The following is a 21733-nucleotide window of genomic DNA, read 5'->3' as shown; positions in this document are numbered from 1 at the left end:
CTTTTTCTCCAGAGATCGTCCCGATGTCCAAATCCCTGCGGCTGCAAATTTTAGGTCTGCTCGGCGGTAGTCTTGCGCTTGTGCTGGTCATTGCGTTGGCCTGCTTCAACTTTCTCTCCGACAACGTGCAGGCTTATCGCGGCCTTATCGACGGTCCGGTGCGGGCGTCGCAGTTGGTTGACGAAGCCAACCTGCAATTCAAGATTCAGGTGCAGGAGTGGAAAAACGTCCTGTTGCGTGGCAAAACGCCTTCCGAGCGTGACAAGTACTGGGGGCAATTCGAAGAACAGGAGCGCAAGGTGCAAGGCACACTGGGTCGGCTTGCTGAAATGCACGGCACCGACGCTGCATTGAAAAGCCAGGTGCAGACGCTGCAGCAGGCACACCAGGCGCTGGGTACGGCCTACCGGACCGGTCGTGATGCGTTTGTTGCTGCGGGCGGTGACGCTGGCGCGGGTGACATGGCGGTCAAAGGCGTCGACCGTCCGACCAGCGAGCAGATGGCTGGTCTGGTCGATCAATTGCACAAGAGCAGCGACGCTCAGTCCGTTGCCATCAGCCATGAAGCCCAACGTACCATTCTGGTCGGTGCCGTGGTGATGCTGGTGTCTGCGCTGCTGGTCGGTTTGTTGGCGCTGTGGATGGTCAATCGCAACCTGATTGCACCCATTCGCATGCTTATCGAATACGTCGCCCAGTTGAGCGAAGGCAAATTCGGGGCGCGTGTCGAGGTCACGCGACAGGACGAACTGGGTCGTCTGGCCGTTGCCGCAAATACCCTGCGGGATTTTCTGGCCGACACCTTCAACCGCCTCAAGCGCAGCAGCACCGATCTGGACACGGCGGGCGGCGAGTTGAATGCCATTGCCGAGTTGATGGCACAAGGCACTCATGAGCAGTTCGAGCGTACCGATCAGGTCGCGACCGCCATGACCGAGATGTCTGCCACCGCGCAGGACGTTGCCCGACATGCCGCCGATGCTGCGCAAGCTGCGGATGAGGCCGACCAGAGCGCTCAGGATGGCGAGAGGGTCATGCAATTGACCATTGCGACGATCACCCGCATGCGCAACGAGATCGCTTCTACGGCTGATGTCATCGGGCGGCTGGAAACTGACAGCGGCCGTATCGGCAAAGTGCTGGAGGTGATTCGCAGCATTGCCGATCAGACCAATCTGCTGGCGCTGAATGCCGCCATCGAAGCTGCACGTGCCGGTGACGCCGGACGCGGTTTCGCGGTGGTGGCTGACGAGGTTCGTACACTGGCGCAGCGTACTGCCGTTTCAACCTCCGAAATCAATCAGATCATCAATTCGGTGCAGACCGGAGCCAGTGATGCAGTGCAGGCCATTCAGGGCGGTCAGGCGCGGAGTGAAGAGAGCGTCGAGCAGGTCGCGAACGCTGGCGCAACCCTGCAGCGTATTACCATGGCCGTGGAGAATATTCGCGACATGAATCGCCAGATTGCGACGGCTGCCGAAGAGCAGACTTCCGTGGCAGAGGACATCTCGCGCAACCTCACTGAAATCACCGCCATCGCCGTGACCAATCAGGACAACGTCAAACGCACTCAGAACGCCAGTCAGGAACTGCGGGGCCTTTCTAATGGCCTCAGTGATGTGATCTCGCGTTTGGGTGCCTGATTTGGGTGCTTGAGTAGTTTGAGAACCTGACAGCCTTTTCGGCGTTGAAGAGGCTGTCAGTCCTTGCTCGCTATGCCCACCCGCTGCGGCTCAGGCCTTCTGCCTTGAACACCAGCGCCTTCAAGCCGCCCTCGGCGCGAGCGTCGGGGAACTCCGGCGGATTTTCCAGGCGCTGCTCGAAGCGCAGGCAAGGTGCTTCGACTGCGGTGTGCTGAATCAGAAAGTCCGGTCCCAGCGCGGGATCGTTCATGCACGCCAGCACCGAGCCGTTCTCGTCCAGCAACTCCGGCAGGCGGCGCAGGACACGCTGGTAGTCCTTGTCGAGCATGAAACTGCCTTTCTGGAAGGACGGCGGGTCAATGATGATCAGGTCATAAGGGCCGCAGCGGGTGACCTTGGCCCAGGATTTGAACAGGTCATGGCCCAGAAAGGTCACGCGGCTGAGGTCCTGATCATTGAGGCGATGATTCTCGCGGCCGCGATTCAACGCAGCACGGGCCATGTCCAGATTCACGACGTGGTCGGCACCCCCGGCCAGGGCGGCGACCGAGAAGCCGCAGGTGTAGGCGAACAGATTGAGGATGCGCTTGCCCTTGGCCTGAGCCTGCACCCATTCACGGCCGTAGCGCATGTCCAGAAACAGCCCGCTGTTCTGTTTTTTGCCGAAATCGACTTTGTAGCGCAGGCCGTTTTCGGTGATCACCCATTCATCCACGACCTCGCCAGTCAGCCATTGCGTCGTGCTCTGCGGCAGATAACGATGTTGCAGCAGCAGGGTGTGAGCCTGGCTCTGCTGCCACTGGGGTGAGTCGATCAAGGCGTGCAACAGCTGCGTCAATGCTGCCAGCTCGGATTCAAGAGGCTCCTTGAACACCGAGACCAGCACCACGCCCTGCATCCAGTCAACGGTGATGTGCTCCAGCCCCGGCCACACACGACCACGGCCGTGAAACAGGCGGCGGGTTTCATTCGGGACGTTGTTCAACGCGTCGATCAGGTGCTGTTGCAGAATCGCGAGTGCTTCAGGGGTCATGGCGCAGGTCAGTCAGGAAAAGCGGCGTATGGTAAACGTATTTCAGCAGATGGGCATCGCAGGGTTCAGCGTGGCATGTATTGACGTTGCCAGCGGTGCGGGATTTTCAGCGAAACCAGCCCCAGCAACGTCGACAGACTGCCGCTGATCAACAGGGCGTTGAGTCCCAGGCGATGCTCGAGTAGCGCACCTATCACGGCGCCGATGAACATGCCGACCCAGGGGACCAGTTGCACGCGCCAGCCGTCCCGGCGTTCCCCGAGCATCCAGCGACCCAGGCCACGACCGAACCGCGACAGCGCGCCGGTTACATAAGTCAGGCCGACCGGCAGCCCGTTGACCTGCTCGACGGCGGCGTTGAGCATGCCCATGGCCAGAATCGCCCAGATCAGTGCGAGCATATTGCTTTCCAGTGGCCATGCGGCAGCGGCACACAGCAGCGTGGCGATGCCCAGCAGCAGGGGCAGGGCGCGCCGCCCGCCAAGGCGCGCAACCACCACGCCCAGCGCGTTGCCGGCAATGAAAGCAAGGATTGCAAGGGTCAGACGCACCGTCACGCTCAGGTCGCCATCACTGATCGCGACGGCAAGCCGGGTGGTGTTGCCACTCATGAACGAAACGAAGTCGCCGGTGGCCATGAAGCCGATGGCATCGGTCATGCCGGCCAGAACCGACAGGCTCGCAACCAGCCCCATACCGACCCGGCCACGCCATTTCTGCATGCTCAGGTGCCTGGGGCTGACGCTGGAAGTGGCGGGCTGTGGCAGCATCGAAGGCCCTCTGGAGCGAAGAACGCACGTCTGAACGCAGGTGCAGCGATTTACAGCGGCTTGGCGCGCACGATTCGCTTGGCCTTGACCTCATCAGCATAGGCTTTGAGCTGGTCGGCATCGCTGTAAAGACGGTTGACCATCTGCAGCACTGCGGTGACATCCACATCGTTCATCTGTGAGGCGAGTTTGAGAATTTCTTCCGCCGTGTTTTCCAGGTTGGTTGCTGTCCCTTTCAGGTGTCGCTTCAGCTCCTGAGTCGACTTATTGAGCGCCATACGTGTTCCTGTGCCAAGACCTTGAATTCCATACCCGGAGCATGGCTTTTTCTGCGATAACAAGCAATCAGGCGTGTGCCTGTGTGTCAGGGTATCGGCCGATGCAGGCTGATCTGCAAGGCAAGCTGCTCAATCGTCGCGGGTCAGCACTTCCAGCAGTTCTATTTCGAACGTCAGGTCGGCACCGGGCGTGATGTGCGCGCCCATGCTTCTGTCGCCGTAGGCCAGGTGGGCAGGGACGAACAATTGACGCTTGCCGCCGACTTTCATGCCCATCAGGCCCTGGTCCCAGCCCTTGATGACGCGACCGGTGCCGATCACACACTGAAATGGCTTGCCACGCTCGTGGGAGGAATCGAACACAGTCCCGTCCTCAAGGGTTCCGGTGTAATGCGTGGTGATCAGCGCACCCTTTACCGCTGCCTTGCCCTCGCCGAGGTGCAGATCAGTAATCTGTAATTCTTTGCTCATTGCGATGCTTCCGGTTGCTGCGCGCTCTGTCATTGGCGCGAGCGGGCTTTCTCGCAGAAAAGCCGCTTCATGACAAGCCGCCTCATGACAAACCGGTGAAACGAAAACGGGGGAAGCTTTCGCTTCCCCCGTTGGGTCGAATCCAGTGCCTCTCAGAGATTCTGCGAGCTGACTACCATGGCCTGCGCGATATTGTCTTTCTGCTCCTGAGTGAAGCCGTCCCAGATATTGGTCTTGGCGTAGTAACCCAGGCCAGCCAGGCAATAAAGGCTGAGGGTCAGAACGATGACGATCGAAACAAAGGTCCAGCGGCCTTCGTCATCGTTTTCGCGTGTGAAGCTGCGCGAATAGTTGTCCTCTGCGCTGCGGAAGAACAGCGCGGACGACAGACGCTTGAGCCACTGGAACAAATGAACAACAACGATGCGCAGCATGGGTAAATCACCTCAAAGGTCAAGAAAACGGGTTGCCCTGATGCCGTCGAGGACATCGGATGCAAAAGCTGAAAACGAAAAAAGCCCGTCTATGACGGGCTTTCTTTTTATGATTCTGTTCAGGCGAGCAGTGAAGGGCGATGTGAAACGGATCGCGAGAAGCACTGCGCATGCCTGACGTTATGGAAACATTTTAAAACAAATGGATTGGCGCATCTACCCGCGCCATTCTGTTGTCAGACAACTGGTAGTGCCTGGAGGTGTGACAAAACGTCGCCCCGTGCTCATTTGCTGCTCAGCAAGCAGCATGCTCCGTGGTCAAGTCTTGTAATACTTTCTCAACGTACGAAACATCTATGGGTATTGTACGATCAGCGCCCGTATTGATTTTCAGGACTGTATGAATACCCTCCAGGAGCCTCCGAGTTGTCCTCCTTCCATCGCGTATGGCTGGCCGGTGATTTCACTGTTACCGAGCAGACCGCTTCATTCGAACGTCTCTCTACTTAACCTCTTGCACTGTATGGATTCCGGCAGACCTTCGCGTCCTGACGCTGCAACGCCATGCCTGATGTTCAGCCATGGTGTCTGGTCTACAGTGACCAATAACCACTCCTGCCATTTTTATCGTGAGGCTGCATAACCCATGGAATGGATCGCTGATCCCACGGCATGGCTTGGCCTGCTGACCCTTATCGTGCTGGAACTGGTGCTGGGCATCGACAACCTGGTGTTCATCGCCATCCTGGCCGACAAGCTGCCCCCTGAACAACGCGACAAGGCGCGCGTCATTGGCCTGTCGCTGGCGTTGATCATGCGCCTTGGCCTGCTGGCGAGCATCTCGTGGATGGTGACCCTGACCGAGCCGTTGTTCGAGGTGTTCGGCAAGACGTTCTCCGGTCGCGACCTGATCATGCTGTTTGGTGGTGTGTTCCTGCTGTTCAAGGCCACCATGGAACTGCACGAGCGTCTGGAAGGGCATGTCGCCCAGCGCGCCGGTAATGCGGGCTATGCGTTGTTCTGGCCCATCGTTGCGCAGATCGTCGTACTGGACGCCGTGTTTTCGCTGGATGCGGTGATTACCGCCGTCGGCATGGTCGAGCACCTGTCGGTGATGATGATCGCGGTGATCTTCTCCATCGGCCTGATGATGATTGCCAGCAAGCCGCTGACCAAATTCGTCAACAGCCGCCCGACGGTGATCATGCTGTGTCTGGGCTTCCTGATGATGATCGGTTTCAGCCTGACCGCCGAAGGCCTGGGCTTCCATATTCCCAAGGGCTATCTGTATGCGGCCATCGGCTTCTCGATCCTCATTGAGGTGTTCAACCAGATCGCCCGCAAGCGCAGCAAGAAGTCGGCCCATGGCCACCTGCCGCGCCGCGAGCGGGCAGCCCACGCGGTGATGCGCCTGCTGGGCGGTCGCAAGCTGGAGTCTGGTGACGTCGATGAGGAAATCACCGACATGCTGGATGGTGAAAGCAGCGAGCCGGTGTTCGACCGTCGTGAGCGTGTGATGATCAGCGGCGTACTGCAGCTGGCAGAGCGGCCGATTCGCACGGTGATGACGCCGAGGGCGGAAGTTGACTGTATCGACCTGAACGACAGCGCCGAGAAGATTCGTCTGAAGCTGATGCACTCGTCCTACTCGCGTCTGCCGCTGATTGGCGAGCGCGGTATCGATGAGCCGCTGGGCTTCGTGCACAAGAAGGAGCTGTTCAAGGAGCTGTTGTCCGGCAACGAGCCCGACTTGAGACTGATGTCGCGCAAGGCGATCAACCTGCTGGAAAGCTTCACCATCCTTAATGCCCTGGAGCAGATGCGCAAGGAATCGACGCACATCGCCTTTGTGGTCAACGAGTTTGGTGACTTCATCGGCGTCTTGAGCATGACCGACATTCTCGAGTCCATCGCTGGCCAGCTGCCTGACGCCAGCGAAGTGGAAGGACCGGACATTGTCGAGCAGGGCGAGGACTTCGTGGTATCGGGAGCCTTGAACCTGAGCCTGATTCGCGAGCGCACCGGCTTCCAGGCCAAGGCGACCGAGGATTATCAGACCCTGGCCGGACTGGTCATGAGCCTGCTGGATCGCCTGCCGTCTACCGGCGACAGCCTCAGTTGGCAGGGCTGGAACCTGCACGTCGTCGGCGTGGAAGAGCGCCGAGTGACTCGGGTGTTGCTGCAGAAGCAGCCCGATATGGGGGCTGGCAAATAAGCACGGAGCTGTAATAAAAAACGGGGCCTGCTCATGTTGAGCAGGCCCCGTTTTCATGTGCCGTCATGCTTATTTTCGACGCGGACGCGACACCACGGATTCGATATTCTTGCGGCCGATCAGCTTGGGCTGCGCAGGCTCTTTGGCCACCGGCTCATCAGCCAGCCACTTGAACATCACCAGACAATCCACCAGGCCCAATCGGGCATGACGATAAGCCTTGGGCAACCGCCCGACCGTCTCGAAACCCAGCTTGCTCCACAACCAGACCGCCACCTCATTGCTGGCGACCACCGAATTGAACTGCATCGCCAGGAACCCGCTGTCGCGCGCCAGTTGCTGCGAATGCTCGCACATCAATCGCGCCACACCACGACCCCGCGCTGCGTCCGTCACCATATAGCCACAGTTACACACATGATTACCTGGGCCTGCCGCATTGGCCTTCAGGTAATAGCTGCCCAACAGCTGGCCATCTTCCTCGGCAATCAGCGTGTGCAGCGGCGCCTTCATCCACAGATCGCGAGCCTGCTCCTGAGTGAGTGCAGGGTCGTAGGCGTAGGTTTCCTGAGCGATGACGACAGCCTGAAAGGTGGGCCAGAAGCGCTCGAAATCTTCCGGTGTCATGGGGCGGATCTGGATCATGGTGAGGCCTTGTTGGGTATGGCTTGAAATTCCGGCGTGTACGTTAGCTTGGGTGTGCTACCACTTCCAGGCTTTTTCGGTGAACTCGGCCGTGGGCGGGAGCACGGTTTGGAGAAAGCTCAGGTACTTACAGTACCTCGTGCTGGAAGCGGGCTTCGAAGCCGAGAGTGACGTCCGTGCGGTGTGTGATGATCATCAAGCGTTTGCGGTCGACAGTGACGAAGTTGTACTCGCCCCATGGCAGGCTTTGTTCGTGGTGGATGGGTTCTAATTCAACAGTCCGGCTGCTGCCGCGGAGACATGCATTTTTTCTAAAAAGCCCAAATTAGGATTCTATTTGAGTCTTAATTAAATATGGGTATGTCAAGTAGGGTTTAAAAATAAGATAAAAATTGATTATTTATGGTTGACAAGTCTTATTTTCAGTGTGTGCCCTCTCTAGGGCTGGTGTTGTCTTGCTTAGCGCGGGGATACATTTTCTACGCCGTACCAACCTATGCGAAAATACGCGCTAGAGGTAGTAGAGCAAGACTTAAGTTTTGCGGAGGTGCTGAACGGAACTGGCATAAGTCTTCATTCCTGTTTGCGCGAATCCTGCACTCCTGAAAGCGCCGTTGGGCAGATCAAGCCGCACTGTGGAAAAACTAGCTTGGTAAAACGTTGATAAAAGGCTAGATTTGTCACGGCGAAATGCCACCATCTGCCTCACATCCGTATTTTTTGAAAAATTTGAAGGTTTAAAATGGGACGATTGATTGTTGTAAAGGATTCAACGAACTTCAACCCGGATCTGGGGAGTGTCATTCCCGTAGCAATGGAGCATGAAGACGGTAGCTTTAGAAGCGTAGATATCGCAGAGTTTCCTAATTCGGGAATTTTCATATCTAAAGAATACCGCAAAATTGATGAGGTTTTTAAAGATGATGAGTTATTCATAATTACAGAGTGGCATGAAACTGATAACGAATGGCAAGAAAATAAAAGAAAACAAAAATTCTATTCCAAAGGCGAATGGTCGGAAAGGCTAGAGCACAACGCTCTCATTCCAGTAATAAAGATGCCTATGCCTGATATTGATACCGGTAAGGTTAGCTTAGGATATGATCTACCTAAGAATACTCTGTTTTTTATTGAAGACTCGGGTGCGGTTAGCGGACCTTTTAATGCAACGAAGGACGACGACGACTGGTTTTTAACAACTTCTACAGTTTTGACGCCACTTAATCTACCGACGGATCACATTGCTCAATTTGATAAAAGCGTTTTAGAGGACAGTGGCGAGCTTCTTCGGTTCGAGGTGAGAGGTATTTTATGTACTTTTATCACTTCTTTAAAAAAGCTAGAAAGAACCTCCTTTGAGAAAGTCGACTATATATCAGCATCAAGACTAATTAAGTATTATGCGAAGGCGGGGTTTGGCAAGGGGAGCACTACATTAGGGAAAAACGAAGCTAACAAGCTAACGCAAATAATAGATGCGTATAAAAAGAAAAATAAGGCGATGGATAATGACGGTCGTCTTAAGAGGCTAGAGAAGGTTTTAGCTGAGTTCTTGGCTGACGAAGGTTATGGAAAAGCGATTATAGAAGGGTTTCTTCTCGATAATGTTGAAGGCAAAAAGTACCTAGATGGGTACTTTGCGCAGAATAAAGAACTGTTAATCAAAGAGAAGATCGAAGAGATCGACGCTCAAACTAACGAAAGAAAAGAGCAGATACAGCGCGAGATTAATGAAATTTCTCGTGTGGCTGACACTCGTAGAAAAGAATTGGAAGAAATAGAAAAAGGTGTAATCCGTGCGCGTACCGACGCGGAGCTAGAAGTAAAGAAGATTCAAGAACAGTCAGCAGAGCAAGCTCATCAAAGCTTGCTTGAGAAACAAGCTTTTCTTACTAACCAAAATACAGATCTAGAAAATAAGATAAAAGAAAATCTGAAAACTTTAGAAGAGCTTTTGGAGAGAAATCAAGATCTCAAAAGTGTTGTGCGATTGAAGGATGAAATTAAATTCCAACAGCGTACCAATCAAGATAAACAAAAAGAAAAGATTGATTTAGAGCGGACTCTAGAAAGTCAGAGATCTCTGATAGCATCCCCGCAGCTTGGAGAGAAACTTACCGAGCTTAAGACGTTGATTCAAATGTTGAATGGGAAGCCAGATTATGAAGCGAAAATGGACTCAGAAGTTCTTCAGTTGAAAGTATCAGAGGTAGAGTTAACAAAGCATAATAGAGCAGAATATATTCACAATTTGTTAGCTGTTTTTCACTCGGATGAAGGGCGTCCGTTTACCTATGACGAAATGATGAATCTTGTAATAAGCACCACTCAATCTTTTCTTACCATATTGTCTGGTCCCCCAGGGACAGGAAAAACGTCAACGGCGATTAGATTGGCTGGCGCACTGTGCCTCGACGGAGGTGAAGGGCAAGAAGCATCAAACTTTCTAAATGTAGCTGTAGGGCGTGGTTGGGTGGCTGGTCGAGATATTTTGGGTTTCTATAATTCTTTAAAAGACATGTATCAGCCATCCAGGAGTGGTTTATATCAGTTTCTAAGGAATAAAGACAGTTCGAACGATTTTTTCAAACTTGTTCTTCTTGACGAGGCAAACTTGTCGAGTGTAGAACATTATTGGTCAGATTTCTTAGGGATGTGTGATACTGAAGGGGCTAAACGTCGTATTGACCTTGGTATACCCGACGCAGCGCAACGTTTTCTGGATGTAGGACCACAAGTGCGATTTATCGCAACCATAAACAACGATGCTACTACTGAGAAGCTATCTCCCCGTTTGATAGATAGAGCGCCTATTATTACGTTAGGCGAAGATGTAAGTATGGAAGATATCTCTGCTTTCGTAGGTGACGGTGGCTTCAATGGCGCTATCCCTATCAGCCAAGTTAATATCGCATTCAATATTTCTTCTAGTGAAGCTGACTTTCTCCCAGATGAGCAAGCCTCTTTGGAGCAGGTTCTAGCGATATTGTCGGCACCCATATCTAAGACAAGTGCGATCCACATCAGTAAGCGTAAGATAAACGCGATACGCAGGTACTGTTTTGTCGCCAACGAGGTGGGAGGTATGAGAAACCGCCCTCTTGATTATGCTATTGCGCAGCACGTACTACCAGCAATTGAAGGTCATGGAGCAGGCTTCAGAGAACGGCTGGTTAAGCTAGAGCAAAAGCTAACAGATCTTGACTTAAATATGTCCAAAAGAGCGTTAAAAGCGATTATCGAGGAAGGAGATAGCTATGCGGATACTTACTCTTACTTCTAAGGTGATGGTATGAAGCTTACTGCAAAGATAATAAACGGAAGCAGAACCGGCCAAGAGTTTGAGTTGGCTACCTCACGTCTTCCCGCATCTGGCCAGATATTCTTCCTGGAAGACGAGGCTTTAGAGTTTAGGTTGGAAGTTTTAAATCCAATTGGAGATGTATTTTTATGTCTTCATGAAAATGAGGTGGGCTTTAGTAGTAGTAGAGAGTGTAATGGGGCTTGGATTTACGAATGGAAGCCAAAGTCTATTTATAGATCAACATATGAGTGTTTTTTTCATAATTACTACGGTATGGCTGAATTGTCGATATCGACAAAAACTGATGGTTCAGGTGAAAACGTTATTGTTGAGCAGTATGCTGCTGTTGAAATATTTGCAAAAAAGTTGAACGCTGAGCGTGCTGAGAAGATGCTTGATTTTTTAGCGCGCCATAATAATGATGCGCTTGCCGCTTTTTTTCGAGTGACTCGTCTAAATGCTGGCTTTAAAGAGGGTGATAGGTCAATTGGTTTTTTGATTGAGCAGCTTGAGCGCAGTGTTCAGCTTTTGGTAAATGAACTCCCTAGCATATATGCAAAACCGATTGTAAAACTTACACCTGAAACAAAGGTGGTGGTAGTAACTCAAAGCTCTGTAACCGATGATACTACACTGGCGTGGATGGCAGAAAACTCTGATAGTCTCTATCCTGTAGATGATCAAGAAAGAGCTCTATTTGAGTTGGATGGTACTTATTATTCTTCTGAAAAAATATTGGAGAATCATTTAAAAGAAGAGCTAGATATCTATGAGAATAGGGTTGTGTATGGTTTTATAATATCGCTTATTAGGGCTACTTCGGAGATTTTAAGAGGGCTTGAGGATTATCCCTCCTCGAAAGTTCGTACGCAGTCAAGCTTGTCTGACTACATCTCTTTTTTCTCGCAGTTGGGAAGGTTTGCAAAAATAATTAATGGTAATAAAGTTGCACGATGTAAAGAATTGGCAGCGAGGCTGCAGCGTCTAAAACGTGTGTTCGATGAGAGAGTCCCGGTATCACATGCTGAGATTGGCACTCCTCAGTTCACCAGAAAGGCTAGATATAACTTACATTATCAAAAGATATTTCACAAAGTAATAGCCTGGCATAGATATGGGGCGCCAGACTGGAGCGTTCAAGAAGAGCTATTTTCAATACAGAGTATTCCCAAGCTCTTCGAGTACTATTTATTGTTCTTGATTAAACATCATTTTGATAGTGCTCGTATTTCTGGCATGAAGCTTGATCTTGTAAATAGCCATGTGCTAGATCGAAACAATTTCGAGTATGACTGGGGTGGCTATACAATTAGACTTAACTATGAGTTTAAAGCGTGGACGCATGGACATGCCAACTCAGTTGGAGCAACAATCATCAATTCGGAAGGTTGGACCTATAGCTCTACCACTAGTGACCTTAGGGTCAGAGGGCAGTATGGCCCTTATGCTAACAGATCACCAGATATGATAATCTGTCTCGTAGCACCCTCAGGTGAGCAAAGACAATTAATCTTAGATGCGAAGTATACGACCAGTAAGAAAGCTTTCACTCACTATCTTCCTGAACTCACCATGAAGTACCTTCATGGTATCCATGAAAAAAATACCGGGAGAAGTTTGTCTACTGGCTTGATGATAGTGAATCCTAGTGAAAGTTGTGAGACTAGGCACTTCCATCATTCTAATTATAGTATCTATGGTCCTAATCCTGTTACGCCGGCCTTGTTAGTTAGTTCCGTGGCGCCTGGTATGGCCGAAAATAATGATTCTGATTTTAGGCGAAATTTGTCTCAGCTATTAGTTATGATGAGATCTTCAATTGGTGGTGAGCATAGACATCGTTTTGAAATTGTGGCGTAGCTTGAATGGTGGCGTTGTATAAGGCTTGCCCGGGGGGCATTGCTGTTAGAAATGAGTTGTGCGGGCTCTGAATGCTAAAGATAAATTGAGGATAATCGCGGGTACTTAGTGTTTTTTACAACATACGTAATGATGTGGGGCTTTTTACTCAAGCCCCACAATATAAGTTGGAAAGATCAGTATGCTGGCGCTTTTTAGACGAATAGACATGATTTGTAGTGTCTTGAAATAGCTTTTTGGATCAGCGAGATTTGCCCGGAACTAACTTCTTTTGTAAAAAACAGCACTAATCTGAGATGTCAGACAAGCTCAGCTTAATCACATTCGAGCTCACCTCCAGCAGCGCCAGCTTCATCGGCAGTTTGAAACTCTACCCTCCGACACTCTCCGGATTCGGATACTGAGTTCCGCCTAGCTAGTCCATCAAGGACTTATATGATTGTCCGGTAAAGACCAGCTTAACGCTGTCATTTAAAGGGCTAGAACCCCCGCAATTTCAGGTCGCCACATGGTAGTCCGTAGCAGCTCATGGCACCTTCGCATTTTTTTGTGGTCTCTGTGCGGCGATCTTGAGAGAGTCGCCTTTGTCTGTAGTCCAGAGCCTACGATTTTTTCAGATTTATCCAGCTGAGGCTGTCAGCCGCTGGCCTCCTATCAAGGTTCAGGATGATTGACACTGTTGCATCAGGCCGGATCTGTTCATCGGGTTGCGACCTTAGCCGTTGATCGCGACACCGCCTCTCGCTTTTTCCAAGGAGATTCAAATGTTGATGGACCTCGCAGCAATGTTTTCGCCACAAAATCGGCGTCTGTTCAAATTTAGAAATCTTGCCAATCCTACGCAGGACCTTTTGCTGGAGTCTTTCAGCGGAACGGAGGGGCTTTCGTACGCCTATAGCTTCGAGCTAACGCTGCTATGCCAAGATTCCGGGATCAAGCTTAAGTCGATGATGGGTCAACACTCAGTTATTGAGATTGAGCTGGCCGACGGATCCCTACGTCATGTCGCCGGTTACATCACGCGCTTTGCTAGTATTGGCAGCGATGGTGGTATCGCTCGCTACACCGCGACGCTGAACCCTTGGTTATCAATGCTTGAAAACCGTATTGATAGCAGAATATTTCAGGACAAGACGTTAGAGGAGGTCGTTGCCCAGGTCTTTGCGTCGTGCTCTGCCTATTCGCGCCATGAGTTTCGCCTCAGCAAACCGGCAAAGCGCTATGGCTACATCACTCAGTATCGAGAGTCAGACTTTAACTTTGTCCAGCGTTTGCTCGAACAAGAGGGTATGTTCTATTACTTTGAACATACCTCAGAAGGTCACACGATGATTATCTGCGATGACTCTACGATGCTGGAGTCGTTGCCTGACCAACCAAAGATTCGCTTCCACACTGCGTCAGTTACTGAGACCGCTGATTCAATAACTGATTGGCAGAGTAATCGTCAGCTTCAGGCCTCCAGAATATCAGTCCAGACTTTTGACTATTCTCAACCGCGCAATCGTCTGCCCGTAACAATTAACAGTATTAATATGCAGGGCGATGTAGAGAATTTCGAGATTTACGATTATCCAGGTCAGTTCAGTCATAGCACTTATGACGAAGGTGGAGCTTTATTACGCTTGCGAGTCGAAGCGCTTGAACTTAGAGGTAAAACTTTTCAAGGCTCCAGTAACTGCCGAGCCATGCAGCCCGGTTATACATTTGAACTGTTGCAGCATTATAATCACGACTATGGTCCAGCAGAAGATAGGCAATTTCTGCTTATGAGCGTCCGCAGTGAAGGTCATAATAATTACTCAAATGGTCAGCCAGCGAGTTATTTCAATACATTTTCTTGCGTAAGAAGAAAAATTGTTTTTCGCCCACAATCCGTCACGCCACGGCCGACTATTTCCGGACCACAGACAGCTATAGTCGTGGGGGCGCCGGGAGAAGAGATATTCACCGATCGTCTCGGCCGAATAAAAGTCCAGTTCCACTGGGATCGAGAGGGCAATCAAGACGATAAGAGCTCTTGCTGGGTCCGTGTGGCTCAGTCCGGTGCAAGCAGCGGTTTCGGTAGCATTCAGATTCCTCGGGTTGACGATGAGGTAGTTGTAGTCTTTCTTGATGGAAATCCAGATAGGCCTTTGGTTATGGGAAGCTTATATAACAGCCGTAACATCCCACCATGGTCTTTGCCGGCAAACAAGACGCAAAGCGGGTTCCTTACACGCTCAATAAAAGGCCAGGCCTCTAACGCCAATTTTTTCCGTTTCGAGGATAAACCTGGAGCCGAGCAAGTTAGTCTGCATGCTGAGCGCAATTTGGATACTGATGTTGAAGTAGACGAAAGCCATACTGTTGGAGGTGATCGGACAATCACGGTCAAAGGAAAGCACTCAGAAACTATCAAGTTAGAGACAAGCATCGCTGTTGAGGAGGGATCGTACTTTGTTACTGTAGACAAAGGAGAGGTGAAAATAAAGTCTGCTGAGTCGATTACACTTGAAGTGGGGTCTAGCAAATTGGTAATGAACAAGGATGGGACGATTACCCTCTCGGGCATCACCGTGAACGTGGAAGGCACGACGAAGATTAACCTCAATAAAGACCAGTGAGTTCATTAATCAGCTGCCGGACAAGGAATAGCCTAATGCAAAGAACAAGTATATTCGACCGTATCTCCGAAGCCCGTATTCGTGAGCAGAAGCGTTTGGAGGAGGAGCGTTTGGCGCAAGCGATTGTCGATGCTATTCCAGTGCCTGAACGATTTCATACAAATGAGCTAAGTTTTATTCGCCCTCAGGGCTTCAAGGATAAGACATTTCATGTGTTTACGCTTACAGACATTGGGCCCAGCCCGCTATCTGTGGTGATAGGGCGCACCCCTGTTGAGGGTGATAAACAACTGGAAGATTTATCTCAACTGCTAATAGTTGATCTGAAAAAAGCGCTTTCGCATCTGGAGTGGATCGAACACCTTGTTCCCGTGGAGGTGGCTGGGGTGGAGGGAAGGCGTGCTGAGTTCAGGTGGCGGCAGCAGGGAACCCCCGTACATCAGGTCCAATTTATTTTTCTGCATCACGATGAACACCGACATCCAGTTCTTATTCAGGTAACCGGAACTAGTAACCATCCAGGCGGTATGACTATTGAAGAAAAGACCGCGTTTTATCTGTTGGTAGACACCCTGGAGTTGCGGTCGTATCCAGACTTGGATCAGGCAGTAGATCGGGTATGAGCGCCGCAGCTCGCGTTAATGATCCAATTGAGCACACAGGCTCGCTGACAGGACTGCTTGCTGGGCTTGCGATTGGCGCAATTGGTGCGGCGTTGGTTGTCGGCACAGGCGGCTTGGCTGCCGTAGCTATAGTAGGTGCGTCTGCTGCGACCGGGGCTGGTGTAGGCCAACTGATCGGAAGCCTATCGTGCTGCAATCACCAAACTGGCCAAATTGTAAGTGGCTCGAGTAACGTGTATATCAATGGTGAGCCTGCGGCCAGAGCACACGCTGATCAAGCAAAATGCGATGAGCATAGTTCCAGGCCACAGGTTATAGCTCAAGGTAGTAGCAATGTCTACATCAATGGCCATCCTGCCGCCCGAGTCGGAGATCGCACTGCATGTGATGCCAAGATTGTAGTTGGCTCGAGTAACGTATTTATTGGAGGAGGAACTGAGACTACTGATCCTATCAATCCTGAAGTTCCTGAGTTGTTAGAGAGAGGTATTTTGCTTGTTGGTCTGGCTAGTGCGTTTGTCCTCGCAAGCCCTGTTATTGTAATCGCTGGGCTAGTCGGAGGTATTGCTGGAGGCACTGTCGGAAGTATGGGCGGGGCGCAGTTATTTGGCGATGGGACCGATGGACAAAAATTAATGGCATTCGGCGGTGCTTTATTGGGTGGGGGGCTGGGTGCAAAAGGAGGCAAATGGTTTGACACTCGCTATGACATAAAAGTACAAGGTGTGGGGTCAAATTTAGGCAATTTAAAAATCACTCCGAAAGGGGCTGCAAAGGTCTCAAATATTGCGGAATCCGAAGCTGCGCTTGGTCGTGCATCACAGGCCAGAGCGGACCTTCCGCAAAGTAAAGAGTTGAAGGTAAAAACTGTTTCATCTAATGATAAGAAAACATTAAGTGGTTGGGGTAATAAAAAGCCCGAAGGTTATGAGAGGATTTCTGCGGAGCAGGTTAAGACTAAGTCTGAAGAAATTGGGCATGAGGTGAAATCACATCCATACGACAGAGATTACAAGGGGCAGTACTTCTCATCTCATGCCGAAAAACAAATGTCGATTGCAAGCCCAAATCACCCGTTAGGGGTTTCGAAACCTATGTGTACTGACTGCCAAGGCTACTTTTCTCAGCTGGCTAAATATAGTAAGGTGGAACAGATAGTAGCAGATCCTAAAGCAATACGTATCTTTAAGACCGATGGTACTGTCGAAACAATTATGAGGTCGGAATGAATAATAAAAGTAAGATTTTGATTAAAAAGCTTTTTCTTGAGTTAGCGAAATCGCCTGATGGTGAGCTAATACTGCCCCTCAGGAAACTTTTGTGGAATACTATTACTGAGGGTGAGACACTGACTAGGAAGAAAATTATCCTAACTTCTTTAGATGTAATTTGCGTTAGGCAGGGCGTGAGTTTCTGGGTAAAGAAATTTAAAGATAATGAATCGTTGAATTACATTTTGAATATCGCCCTTGAAGCTGCTGAGGGGAAATTTGATGAGGCTAAAGCACTTGGTATCAGGGATGAGTTTTATGTTTCAATAGTTGAGGATCAAGAGTACGAGGCAGAAGAGTATCCGGCAATGTTTGTTGGGCATGCTGCTGCTAATACAATTGCAACAGCTGTTGATGATTTTCAATTCGAGCCATACGATCATCGTGTAGATCGGGACTTGGATCCTGAAGGCTTCGAATCTAGTTACCTAGTCGCGTCAGCTTTTGCAGGCGGATTGTCTGAGGATGGAGATCCAAAATTACGACGTGCTTTTTGGGAGTGGTACTTGTCTATTGCTGTGCCGCAAGTTGTGTAAGGGTGAAACTCTGATTCATTACAAGGACTGCACATGCGCACTCTGGATTGGCTCAGCAACCACATGCATCATAGCGACACGATGGCGCTGTGGCTCCATCGGCAGTTCGATTACGAGTTTGCATCGCAATCACTCGCTGACTGGCAACTGGACTTTTCTCAAGGACAGTCAAATGGTCATTGGAAGTGCCTGATTGGCCTGGAGGATGGTGAGTTGCTGGGCGGTGCCGCGCTGGCCAGCGACGATCTGGCCGAACGTCCGGATCTGGGGCCTTGGCTGGCGTGTGTTCTGGTAAAACCTGAGGCGCGAGGCAGGGGCGTTGCAGGGCAGTTGATCGACGGCATTTGCAGTCATGCAAGGGCTGTCGGTATCTCTACGTTGTATCTGCATACCCATGATCAGCACAGGTTCTACGCCGAGCGCGGTTGGCGGGTGTTGGAGCGTATTGAGGCGTGGGGCAAGGAGCATCATCTGATGTCGCGGGATCTCTAGAGGTCCTGTGTGTATCGGTATTGGAGCGCTTATCGGTACGGGGATGAGTCTTGCGTTTAGGGTGACGCGGAGCGTCACGAACTGCATTCCCACGCGGAGCGTGGGAACGAGAATCATCGGGGTGTCAGCCCTGTATTTAGGACTCTTCAAGGCTTGTGTGTAACGATGAGCGCGGAGCGTGGGGACGATAATTATTGCTCGAAACTCCGTTTTCTTGCTGAAGAAATACTCAGCGTTAGCCCCGTTGTCAGTCAACCAACTGCACCAGGCTCGGCTCAATCGCATCTGAATTCATTTCAAGTATTGCCAGCGTCACCGGCAGTTTGAAACGCCGCCGTCCGGCGCTGCCCGGATTCAGATACAGCGTGTCGCCGCGCCAATCGATGAGAGGTTTGTGCGAGTGGCCGGTCACGACCAGTTTCACGTTGTCATCCACTAGCGCTGGAACGTCGGCGATGTCGTGGACCAGCAGGACCTCCCAGCCCTCGATGTCGAAGCGCAGGTGATCGGCGATGGGGGTTGCCCAGTCTGCATCCATGTCGTTGTTGCCGCGCACGATGTGCAGGGGGGCGATGGCGGTCAGTTGCTCGACGATGTCCTGGCTGCCGATGTCACCGGCATGGATGATCTGTGCGCAGCCCTGTAGCGCAGCGATGGCTTCAGGACGGAGCAGTCCGTGGGTGTCGGAAATCACACCAACTTTCATACGGGGGCCTCGGGTCGGGGCTGGGTAGAAGCGCAGTGTAACGCGTTGCGCTTCTACGGCCAGTTACAGGATGGGGGGTTATTGGCCGCACCCAAGCGCCAATACCAGCCTCTCCAGGCCGATGCCAAACCCGGCACCCTCCCGATAGGCGCCGCCGCCGACCACTTGTTGCTGCGCACCCAGGCGCGAACATCGCACCTCGAAGCCGTTGCCTTCCAGGTAGTAGCTCAGGCCCCGTTTCACGGCGGTATTGAGTTCATAGTCAAGGCCCAGCGAATCCAGAAAACCGGTGCAGATGGCCTGGCTGCGCAGCAACGCCTGCTGCGGTGAAGGGCTGAGGATTTCCAGCCCCAGCTGGGTGAATTCGCGGTAGCGTCCGGCTTGCGGGCGCTCGTAGCGATAACAGCGTGCGACGTAGAAAAACATTGCGTCACGTCGCCCCTCAAGCAGCGCTTCACTGCGCTCCTGAAACAGCGCCGTGGCTTCGGGTATCAGGCAACAGGCGCGTCCGGCCTTGTCCTCGAAGGCCCACATCTGGCCGATGATTTCGCTGCCGCCGGCTTTTTCGATAAAGGTGTCCTGGCCCCATAAGGCCGGCACTATCGCTTCCTCAGCCCCGGCTTCGATGAAGATAGCTCCGGAAACGGTTTTCTGTGTCACGCAGGGTTGCGGCTTCTGTTCCGGTCACGATGCGGGTTCCGCGTAGCATGGTCATGGGTGATGATCTCCAGTTTTTTCAGGCAATAAAAAAGGCGCCATGGGCGCCTTGGTCGGTTTCACTGATGGGTCAGAATGTGGATCTGTGTCTGGCCAATCGATGAGCACAAGCAACCGCAGCACCTTGAAGCGGGCTGTGGTGGTGATGTCGGTTGCTTCGGGGAAATTGATTCATGGCTGATCCTTGCATGCTTTAACGCAGCGCTCAAATAGCGGTGTTGAAGGACACGGTTTATCTGAGCCGCGCCATGCTGAAGGCATCAACGAACAGGCCATCGCGCACCGCGTAGTTGCGCAGCCGGCCCTCTGTTTCGAAACCGAATTTTCGATACAGACCCTGGGCAGCTTCGTTGTCGACATACACGGTCAATTCCACTCGGCGCAGGTTCATCCAGTTGTCTGCGATGTCCAGTGCTGTTGCCAGCAACTTCGAGCCGACGCCCTTGCTCTGCCAGGCCGATGCGACGCCCATACCGATAGCGCCGACATGGCTTTGCCGACTGCGCGAATACTGCTCCAGGCCAATGCTGCCAATCACCTCGTTGCCATGGAGAGCCACCAGTTTCACGTGTCGCTCGGTACTGGCAGCCAGGCGTTTGCGCCAGACTTCGATGGACTGATAAGGCATCTGCAACACCTGACGGCACACCGCAGGCTCGTTATAGAGTGCTGTGACACCTTCGAGGTGAATGTCGGCCATGCGCTGGATGAGGATTTGCGGGGCAGGGGCGTGCACGTTGATTCTTTCCTTGAATTGCATATCAGGCGTTCGTTCGAGGTACTTTGGCAGCGGATTATCCTGGCCGCAAGCAGGTAATATCGAGATTGGCGCCACAGTGACTCAAGAAGTAATGTATTTGAAACAGCCGAATTGAATGAGGGCCAGCGACACCGCCATTCTGTTCGCACTCATCAAACAAGGAATGACCCTGCCAATGACGGAGCAAAAAATTTACGGTGTTGAAGGCGAGAGCGAGGACTTTCGTGTCGCGGTTGCCAGTGCGCAGCGCACCTTCAGATTCTTCTGGCGCGAGATGTCCTGGGAGCGTCGCCGAATTGTGAAAGCGCTGGACCTGGCTGCGGTAAAGGTGTCCTTCACGACTGACTCAGCCGATCCCGACAGCCCGTCGGTTGAGAACATGTGGGTCACGGATGTCGATTTCGACGGCCTGACCCTCTCGGGCATTCTCATGAATGAGCCTGTATGGGTGAGTTCGATAAATGCCGGGGACCCTGTGTCGGTTTTCCTGGACCGCTTGAATGACTGGGTCTATGTATTTGGCGGTCGCGCATTCGGCGGTTTCACTATCGATGCCCTGCGGTCCGGCATGTCTGCGGCCGAGCGCGTCGAGCATGACCAGGCGTGGGGGTTGGACTTTGGTGAGGCGGGGACCGTTATGCTTGTTCCGCCAGCAGAGGGCAAGTCACCGGTCTGCTTCTCTCGCGCACTGGACAGTGCATCGGATAAACGTGCCTTGAACAAGCTGGAGCGGCTTGAGCATCCGATGGGACTCAACGCACAGGGTGCCGTGGAAGAGGGCCTTCGTGATGACCCGGGTCTGGCCACTGACTACGACGACTCGGGCTGGCAGATGATCCATCGCGAAACCCTCGCCGGTAATTGCAATTTCGTCGCCACGCTTCTGTACATGGGGGCAGATTCTGCGGCGACCAACAGCAACGGCCATGACGTACTGACGCTTGCTCGCATCGCAGGATGGCCGAGAACCATCGAGCTCTTGGAGGGGGATCGGTCGAACCTTGAAAAGCACGTACAGCGTCGTGGCTTTCCAGCCTGGCCCATTGGGCTGGTGATGGCGGTCATCGGGGTGGTCGGCCTTTATTTTGCTGCCTTGAGTCAGTCGACAGGTTCTCTGATTGTCAGAAACGATAGCCTTTTAAGCACTGGGCTTTTCATTGCCCTTGTCTGGTTCCTGGGGCAGGGTCTGATTCTCTGTACGGGCCCCTGGTATTTTCGACTCCGGGAGCGCACGCCGATATGGGGCAAGGCCAGAGCGCTGGATTTGCTGGCAATGCTTATCGGAGTATTGCTCGCTTTCTTCCTGCACGATCACTTGGGTAATTACCTGCATTCCCTTTAAAACGTCCCGCGGCAAAACAGGGCTATT

At 52.0% G+C, this 21733-nt stretch carries 19 protein-coding genes and 1 pseudogene; 10 read left to right on the top strand and 10 right to left on the bottom strand.

Going from position 1 to position 21733, the window contains the following annotated elements; genetic code table 11:
* Nucleotides 1–23: 23 nt before the first annotated feature.
* Entirely contained in the window at nucleotides 24–1643 is a 1620-nt protein-coding gene (locus QRN50_RS02760; RefSeq protein WP_003407565.1) for a methyl-accepting chemotaxis protein, read from the top strand.
* Nucleotides 1644–1713: 70 nt separating this feature from the next.
* Here QRN50_RS02760 and QRN50_RS02755 read toward each other — a convergent pair whose 3' ends face one another.
* The 5 genes from QRN50_RS02755 to QRN50_RS02735 form a co-directional block, all read right to left on the bottom strand.
* Nucleotides 1714–2676 (bottom strand): class I SAM-dependent methyltransferase, encoded by a 963-nt coding sequence (locus QRN50_RS02755; RefSeq protein WP_024641450.1) that lies wholly within the window; start codon nucleotides 2674–2676, stop codon nucleotides 1714–1716.
* Nucleotides 2677–2741: 65 nt separating this feature from the next.
* A complete protein-coding gene (locus QRN50_RS02750; protein WP_011267604.1) occupies nucleotides 2742–3446 on the bottom strand; it encodes a YoaK family protein in 705 nt (234 codons plus the stop codon).
* 50 nt (nucleotides 3447–3496) lie between these two features.
* Nucleotides 3497–3724: a hypothetical protein gene (locus tag QRN50_RS02745; RefSeq protein ID WP_003317903.1), complete on the bottom strand. Its 228-nt coding sequence runs from the start codon at nucleotides 3722–3724 to the stop codon at nucleotides 3497–3499.
* A 129-nt stretch (nucleotides 3725–3853) separates the two neighbouring features.
* Nucleotides 3854–4195 (bottom strand): FKBP-type peptidyl-prolyl cis-trans isomerase, encoded by a 342-nt coding sequence (locus tag QRN50_RS02740; protein ID WP_032653749.1) that lies wholly within the window; start codon nucleotides 4193–4195, stop codon nucleotides 3854–3856.
* A 152-nt stretch (nucleotides 4196–4347) separates the two neighbouring features.
* The gene (locus tag QRN50_RS02735; protein ID WP_003407574.1) at nucleotides 4348–4629 is read right to left on the bottom strand and encodes a hypothetical protein; all 282 of its coding nucleotides are present in this window, start codon (nucleotides 4627–4629) and stop codon (nucleotides 4348–4350) included.
* A gap of 646 nt (nucleotides 4630–5275) precedes the next feature.
* Here QRN50_RS02735 and QRN50_RS02730 point away from each other — a divergent pair.
* Nucleotides 5276–6844 (top strand): TerC family protein, encoded by a 1569-nt coding sequence (locus tag QRN50_RS02730; RefSeq protein ID WP_096126970.1) that lies wholly within the window; start codon nucleotides 5276–5278, stop codon nucleotides 6842–6844.
* A 69-nt stretch (nucleotides 6845–6913) separates the two neighbouring features.
* On the opposite strand, the gene QRN50_RS02725 is transcribed toward QRN50_RS02730, so the two are convergent.
* Nucleotides 6914–7489 carry a GNAT family N-acetyltransferase gene (locus QRN50_RS02725; protein ID WP_096126969.1) on the bottom strand — a complete coding sequence of 192 codons (576 nt, stop codon included), beginning with the start codon at nucleotides 7487–7489 and terminating at the stop codon, nucleotides 6914–6916.
* 57 nt (nucleotides 7490–7546) lie between these two features.
* A pseudogene (locus QRN50_RS02720) lies at nucleotides 7547–7754 on the bottom strand (permease); the annotation flags it as partial.
* 477 nt (nucleotides 7755–8231) lie between these two features.
* On the opposite strand from QRN50_RS02720, the gene QRN50_RS02715 reads away from it, so the two are divergent.
* The 7 genes from QRN50_RS02715 to QRN50_RS02685 all read left to right on the top strand — a co-directional run bounded on the left by QRN50_RS02715 (nucleotide 8232) and on the right by QRN50_RS02685 (nucleotide 18181).
* A complete protein-coding gene (locus QRN50_RS02715; protein WP_096126968.1) occupies nucleotides 8232–10772 on the top strand; it encodes a DUF8727 domain-containing protein in 2541 nt (846 codons plus the stop codon).
* A gap of 9 nt (nucleotides 10773–10781) precedes the next feature.
* Nucleotides 10782–12653 (top strand): DUF2357 domain-containing protein, encoded by a 1872-nt coding sequence (locus QRN50_RS02710; protein WP_096126967.1) that lies wholly within the window; start codon nucleotides 10782–10784, stop codon nucleotides 12651–12653.
* Between the two features lie 764 nt (nucleotides 12654–13417).
* Nucleotides 13418–15259, top strand: a complete 1842-nt coding sequence (locus QRN50_RS02705; RefSeq protein WP_096126966.1) for a type VI secretion system Vgr family protein — start codon at nucleotides 13418–13420, stop codon at nucleotides 15257–15259.
* Nucleotides 15260–15294: 35 nt separating this feature from the next.
* Nucleotides 15295–15882 carry a DcrB-related protein gene (locus QRN50_RS02700; RefSeq protein ID WP_096126965.1) on the top strand — a complete coding sequence of 196 codons (588 nt, stop codon included), beginning with the start codon at nucleotides 15295–15297 and terminating at the stop codon, nucleotides 15880–15882.
* A complete protein-coding gene (locus QRN50_RS02695) occupies nucleotides 15879–17111 on the top strand; it encodes a PAAR domain-containing protein (protein WP_096126964.1) in 1233 nt (410 codons plus the stop codon). Before QRN50_RS02700 ends, QRN50_RS02695 begins: the two co-directional genes overlap by 4 nt.
* Nucleotides 17108–17689 carry an Imm5 family immunity protein gene (locus QRN50_RS02690; RefSeq protein ID WP_096126963.1) on the top strand — a complete coding sequence of 194 codons (582 nt, stop codon included), beginning with the start codon at nucleotides 17108–17110 and terminating at the stop codon, nucleotides 17687–17689. The genes QRN50_RS02695 and QRN50_RS02690 overlap by 4 nt, the downstream gene beginning before the upstream one ends.
* A 33-nt stretch (nucleotides 17690–17722) precedes the next feature.
* Nucleotides 17723–18181 (top strand): GNAT family N-acetyltransferase, encoded by a 459-nt coding sequence (locus QRN50_RS02685; RefSeq protein WP_192873888.1) that lies wholly within the window; start codon nucleotides 17723–17725, stop codon nucleotides 18179–18181.
* 247 nt (nucleotides 18182–18428) lie between these two features.
* Here QRN50_RS02685 and QRN50_RS02680 read toward each other — a convergent pair whose 3' ends face one another.
* From QRN50_RS02680 to QRN50_RS02670, 3 genes are all read right to left on the bottom strand, one after another.
* Entirely contained in the window at nucleotides 18429–18887 is a 459-nt protein-coding gene (locus QRN50_RS02680; RefSeq protein WP_096126961.1) for a metallophosphoesterase family protein, read from the bottom strand.
* A gap of 78 nt (nucleotides 18888–18965) precedes the next feature.
* Nucleotides 18966–19547 carry an ATP phosphoribosyltransferase regulatory subunit gene (locus tag QRN50_RS02675; RefSeq protein ID WP_011267614.1) on the bottom strand — a complete coding sequence of 194 codons (582 nt, stop codon included), beginning with the start codon at nucleotides 19545–19547 and terminating at the stop codon, nucleotides 18966–18968.
* A 289-nt stretch (nucleotides 19548–19836) separates the two neighbouring features.
* Entirely contained in the window at nucleotides 19837–20340 is a 504-nt protein-coding gene (locus QRN50_RS02670; RefSeq protein ID WP_024651495.1) for a GNAT family N-acetyltransferase, read from the bottom strand.
* A 139-nt stretch (nucleotides 20341–20479) separates the two neighbouring features.
* On the opposite strand from QRN50_RS02670, the gene QRN50_RS02665 reads away from it, so the two are divergent.
* Entirely contained in the window at nucleotides 20480–21706 is a 1227-nt protein-coding gene (locus tag QRN50_RS02665) for a YegJ family protein (protein WP_011267616.1), read from the top strand.
* Nucleotides 21707–21733 lie beyond the last annotated feature (27 nt).

This window comes from Pseudomonas sp. MEJ108 (genome assembly GCF_030208985.1).
GTDB classification, from domain to species: domain Bacteria; phylum Pseudomonadota; class Gammaproteobacteria; order Pseudomonadales; family Pseudomonadaceae; genus Aquipseudomonas; species Aquipseudomonas fragariae.
Note: the sequence above shows the minus strand (reverse complement) of the source record. Positions and strands in the feature narration are given on the sequence as shown.

Coding starts and splice junctions, on each gene's coding strand:
- QRN50_RS02740 (WP_032653749.1), bottom strand. CDS start 4,195: ATGAGCAAAGAATTACAGATTACTGATCTGCACCTCGGCGAGGGCAAG.
- QRN50_RS02685 (WP_192873888.1), top strand. CDS start 17,723: ATGCGCACTCTGGATTGGCTCAGCAACCACATGCATCATAGCGACACG.
- QRN50_RS02690 (WP_096126963.1), top strand. CDS start 17,108: ATGAATAATAAAAGTAAGATTTTGATTAAAAAGCTTTTTCTTGAGTTA.
- QRN50_RS02680 (WP_096126961.1), bottom strand. CDS start 18,887: ATGAAAGTTGGTGTGATTTCCGACACCCACGGACTGCTCCGTCCTGAA.
- QRN50_RS02665 (WP_011267616.1), top strand. CDS start 20,480: ATGAGGGCCAGCGACACCGCCATTCTGTTCGCACTCATCAAACAAGGA.
- QRN50_RS02760 (WP_003407565.1), top strand. CDS start 24: ATGTCCAAATCCCTGCGGCTGCAAATTTTAGGTCTGCTCGGCGGTAGT.
- QRN50_RS02735 (WP_003407574.1), bottom strand. CDS start 4,629: ATGCTGCGCATCGTTGTTGTTCATTTGTTCCAGTGGCTCAAGCGTCTG.
- QRN50_RS02705 (WP_096126966.1), top strand. CDS start 13,418: ATGTTGATGGACCTCGCAGCAATGTTTTCGCCACAAAATCGGCGTCTG.
- QRN50_RS02710 (WP_096126967.1), top strand. CDS start 10,782: ATGAAGCTTACTGCAAAGATAATAAACGGAAGCAGAACCGGCCAAGAG.
- QRN50_RS02750 (WP_011267604.1), bottom strand. CDS start 3,446: ATGCTGCCACAGCCCGCCACTTCCAGCGTCAGCCCCAGGCACCTGAGC.
- QRN50_RS02700 (WP_096126965.1), top strand. CDS start 15,295: ATGCAAAGAACAAGTATATTCGACCGTATCTCCGAAGCCCGTATTCGT.
- QRN50_RS02745 (WP_003317903.1), bottom strand. CDS start 3,724: ATGGCGCTCAATAAGTCGACTCAGGAGCTGAAGCGACACCTGAAAGGG.
- QRN50_RS02695 (WP_096126964.1), top strand. CDS start 15,879: ATGAGCGCCGCAGCTCGCGTTAATGATCCAATTGAGCACACAGGCTCG.
- QRN50_RS02755 (WP_024641450.1), bottom strand. CDS start 2,676: ATGACCCCTGAAGCACTCGCGATTCTGCAACAGCACCTGATCGACGCG.
- QRN50_RS02730 (WP_096126970.1), top strand. CDS start 5,276: ATGGAATGGATCGCTGATCCCACGGCATGGCTTGGCCTGCTGACCCTT.
- QRN50_RS02715 (WP_096126968.1), top strand. CDS start 8,232: ATGGGACGATTGATTGTTGTAAAGGATTCAACGAACTTCAACCCGGAT.
- QRN50_RS02725 (WP_096126969.1), bottom strand. CDS start 7,489: ATGATCCAGATCCGCCCCATGACACCGGAAGATTTCGAGCGCTTCTGG.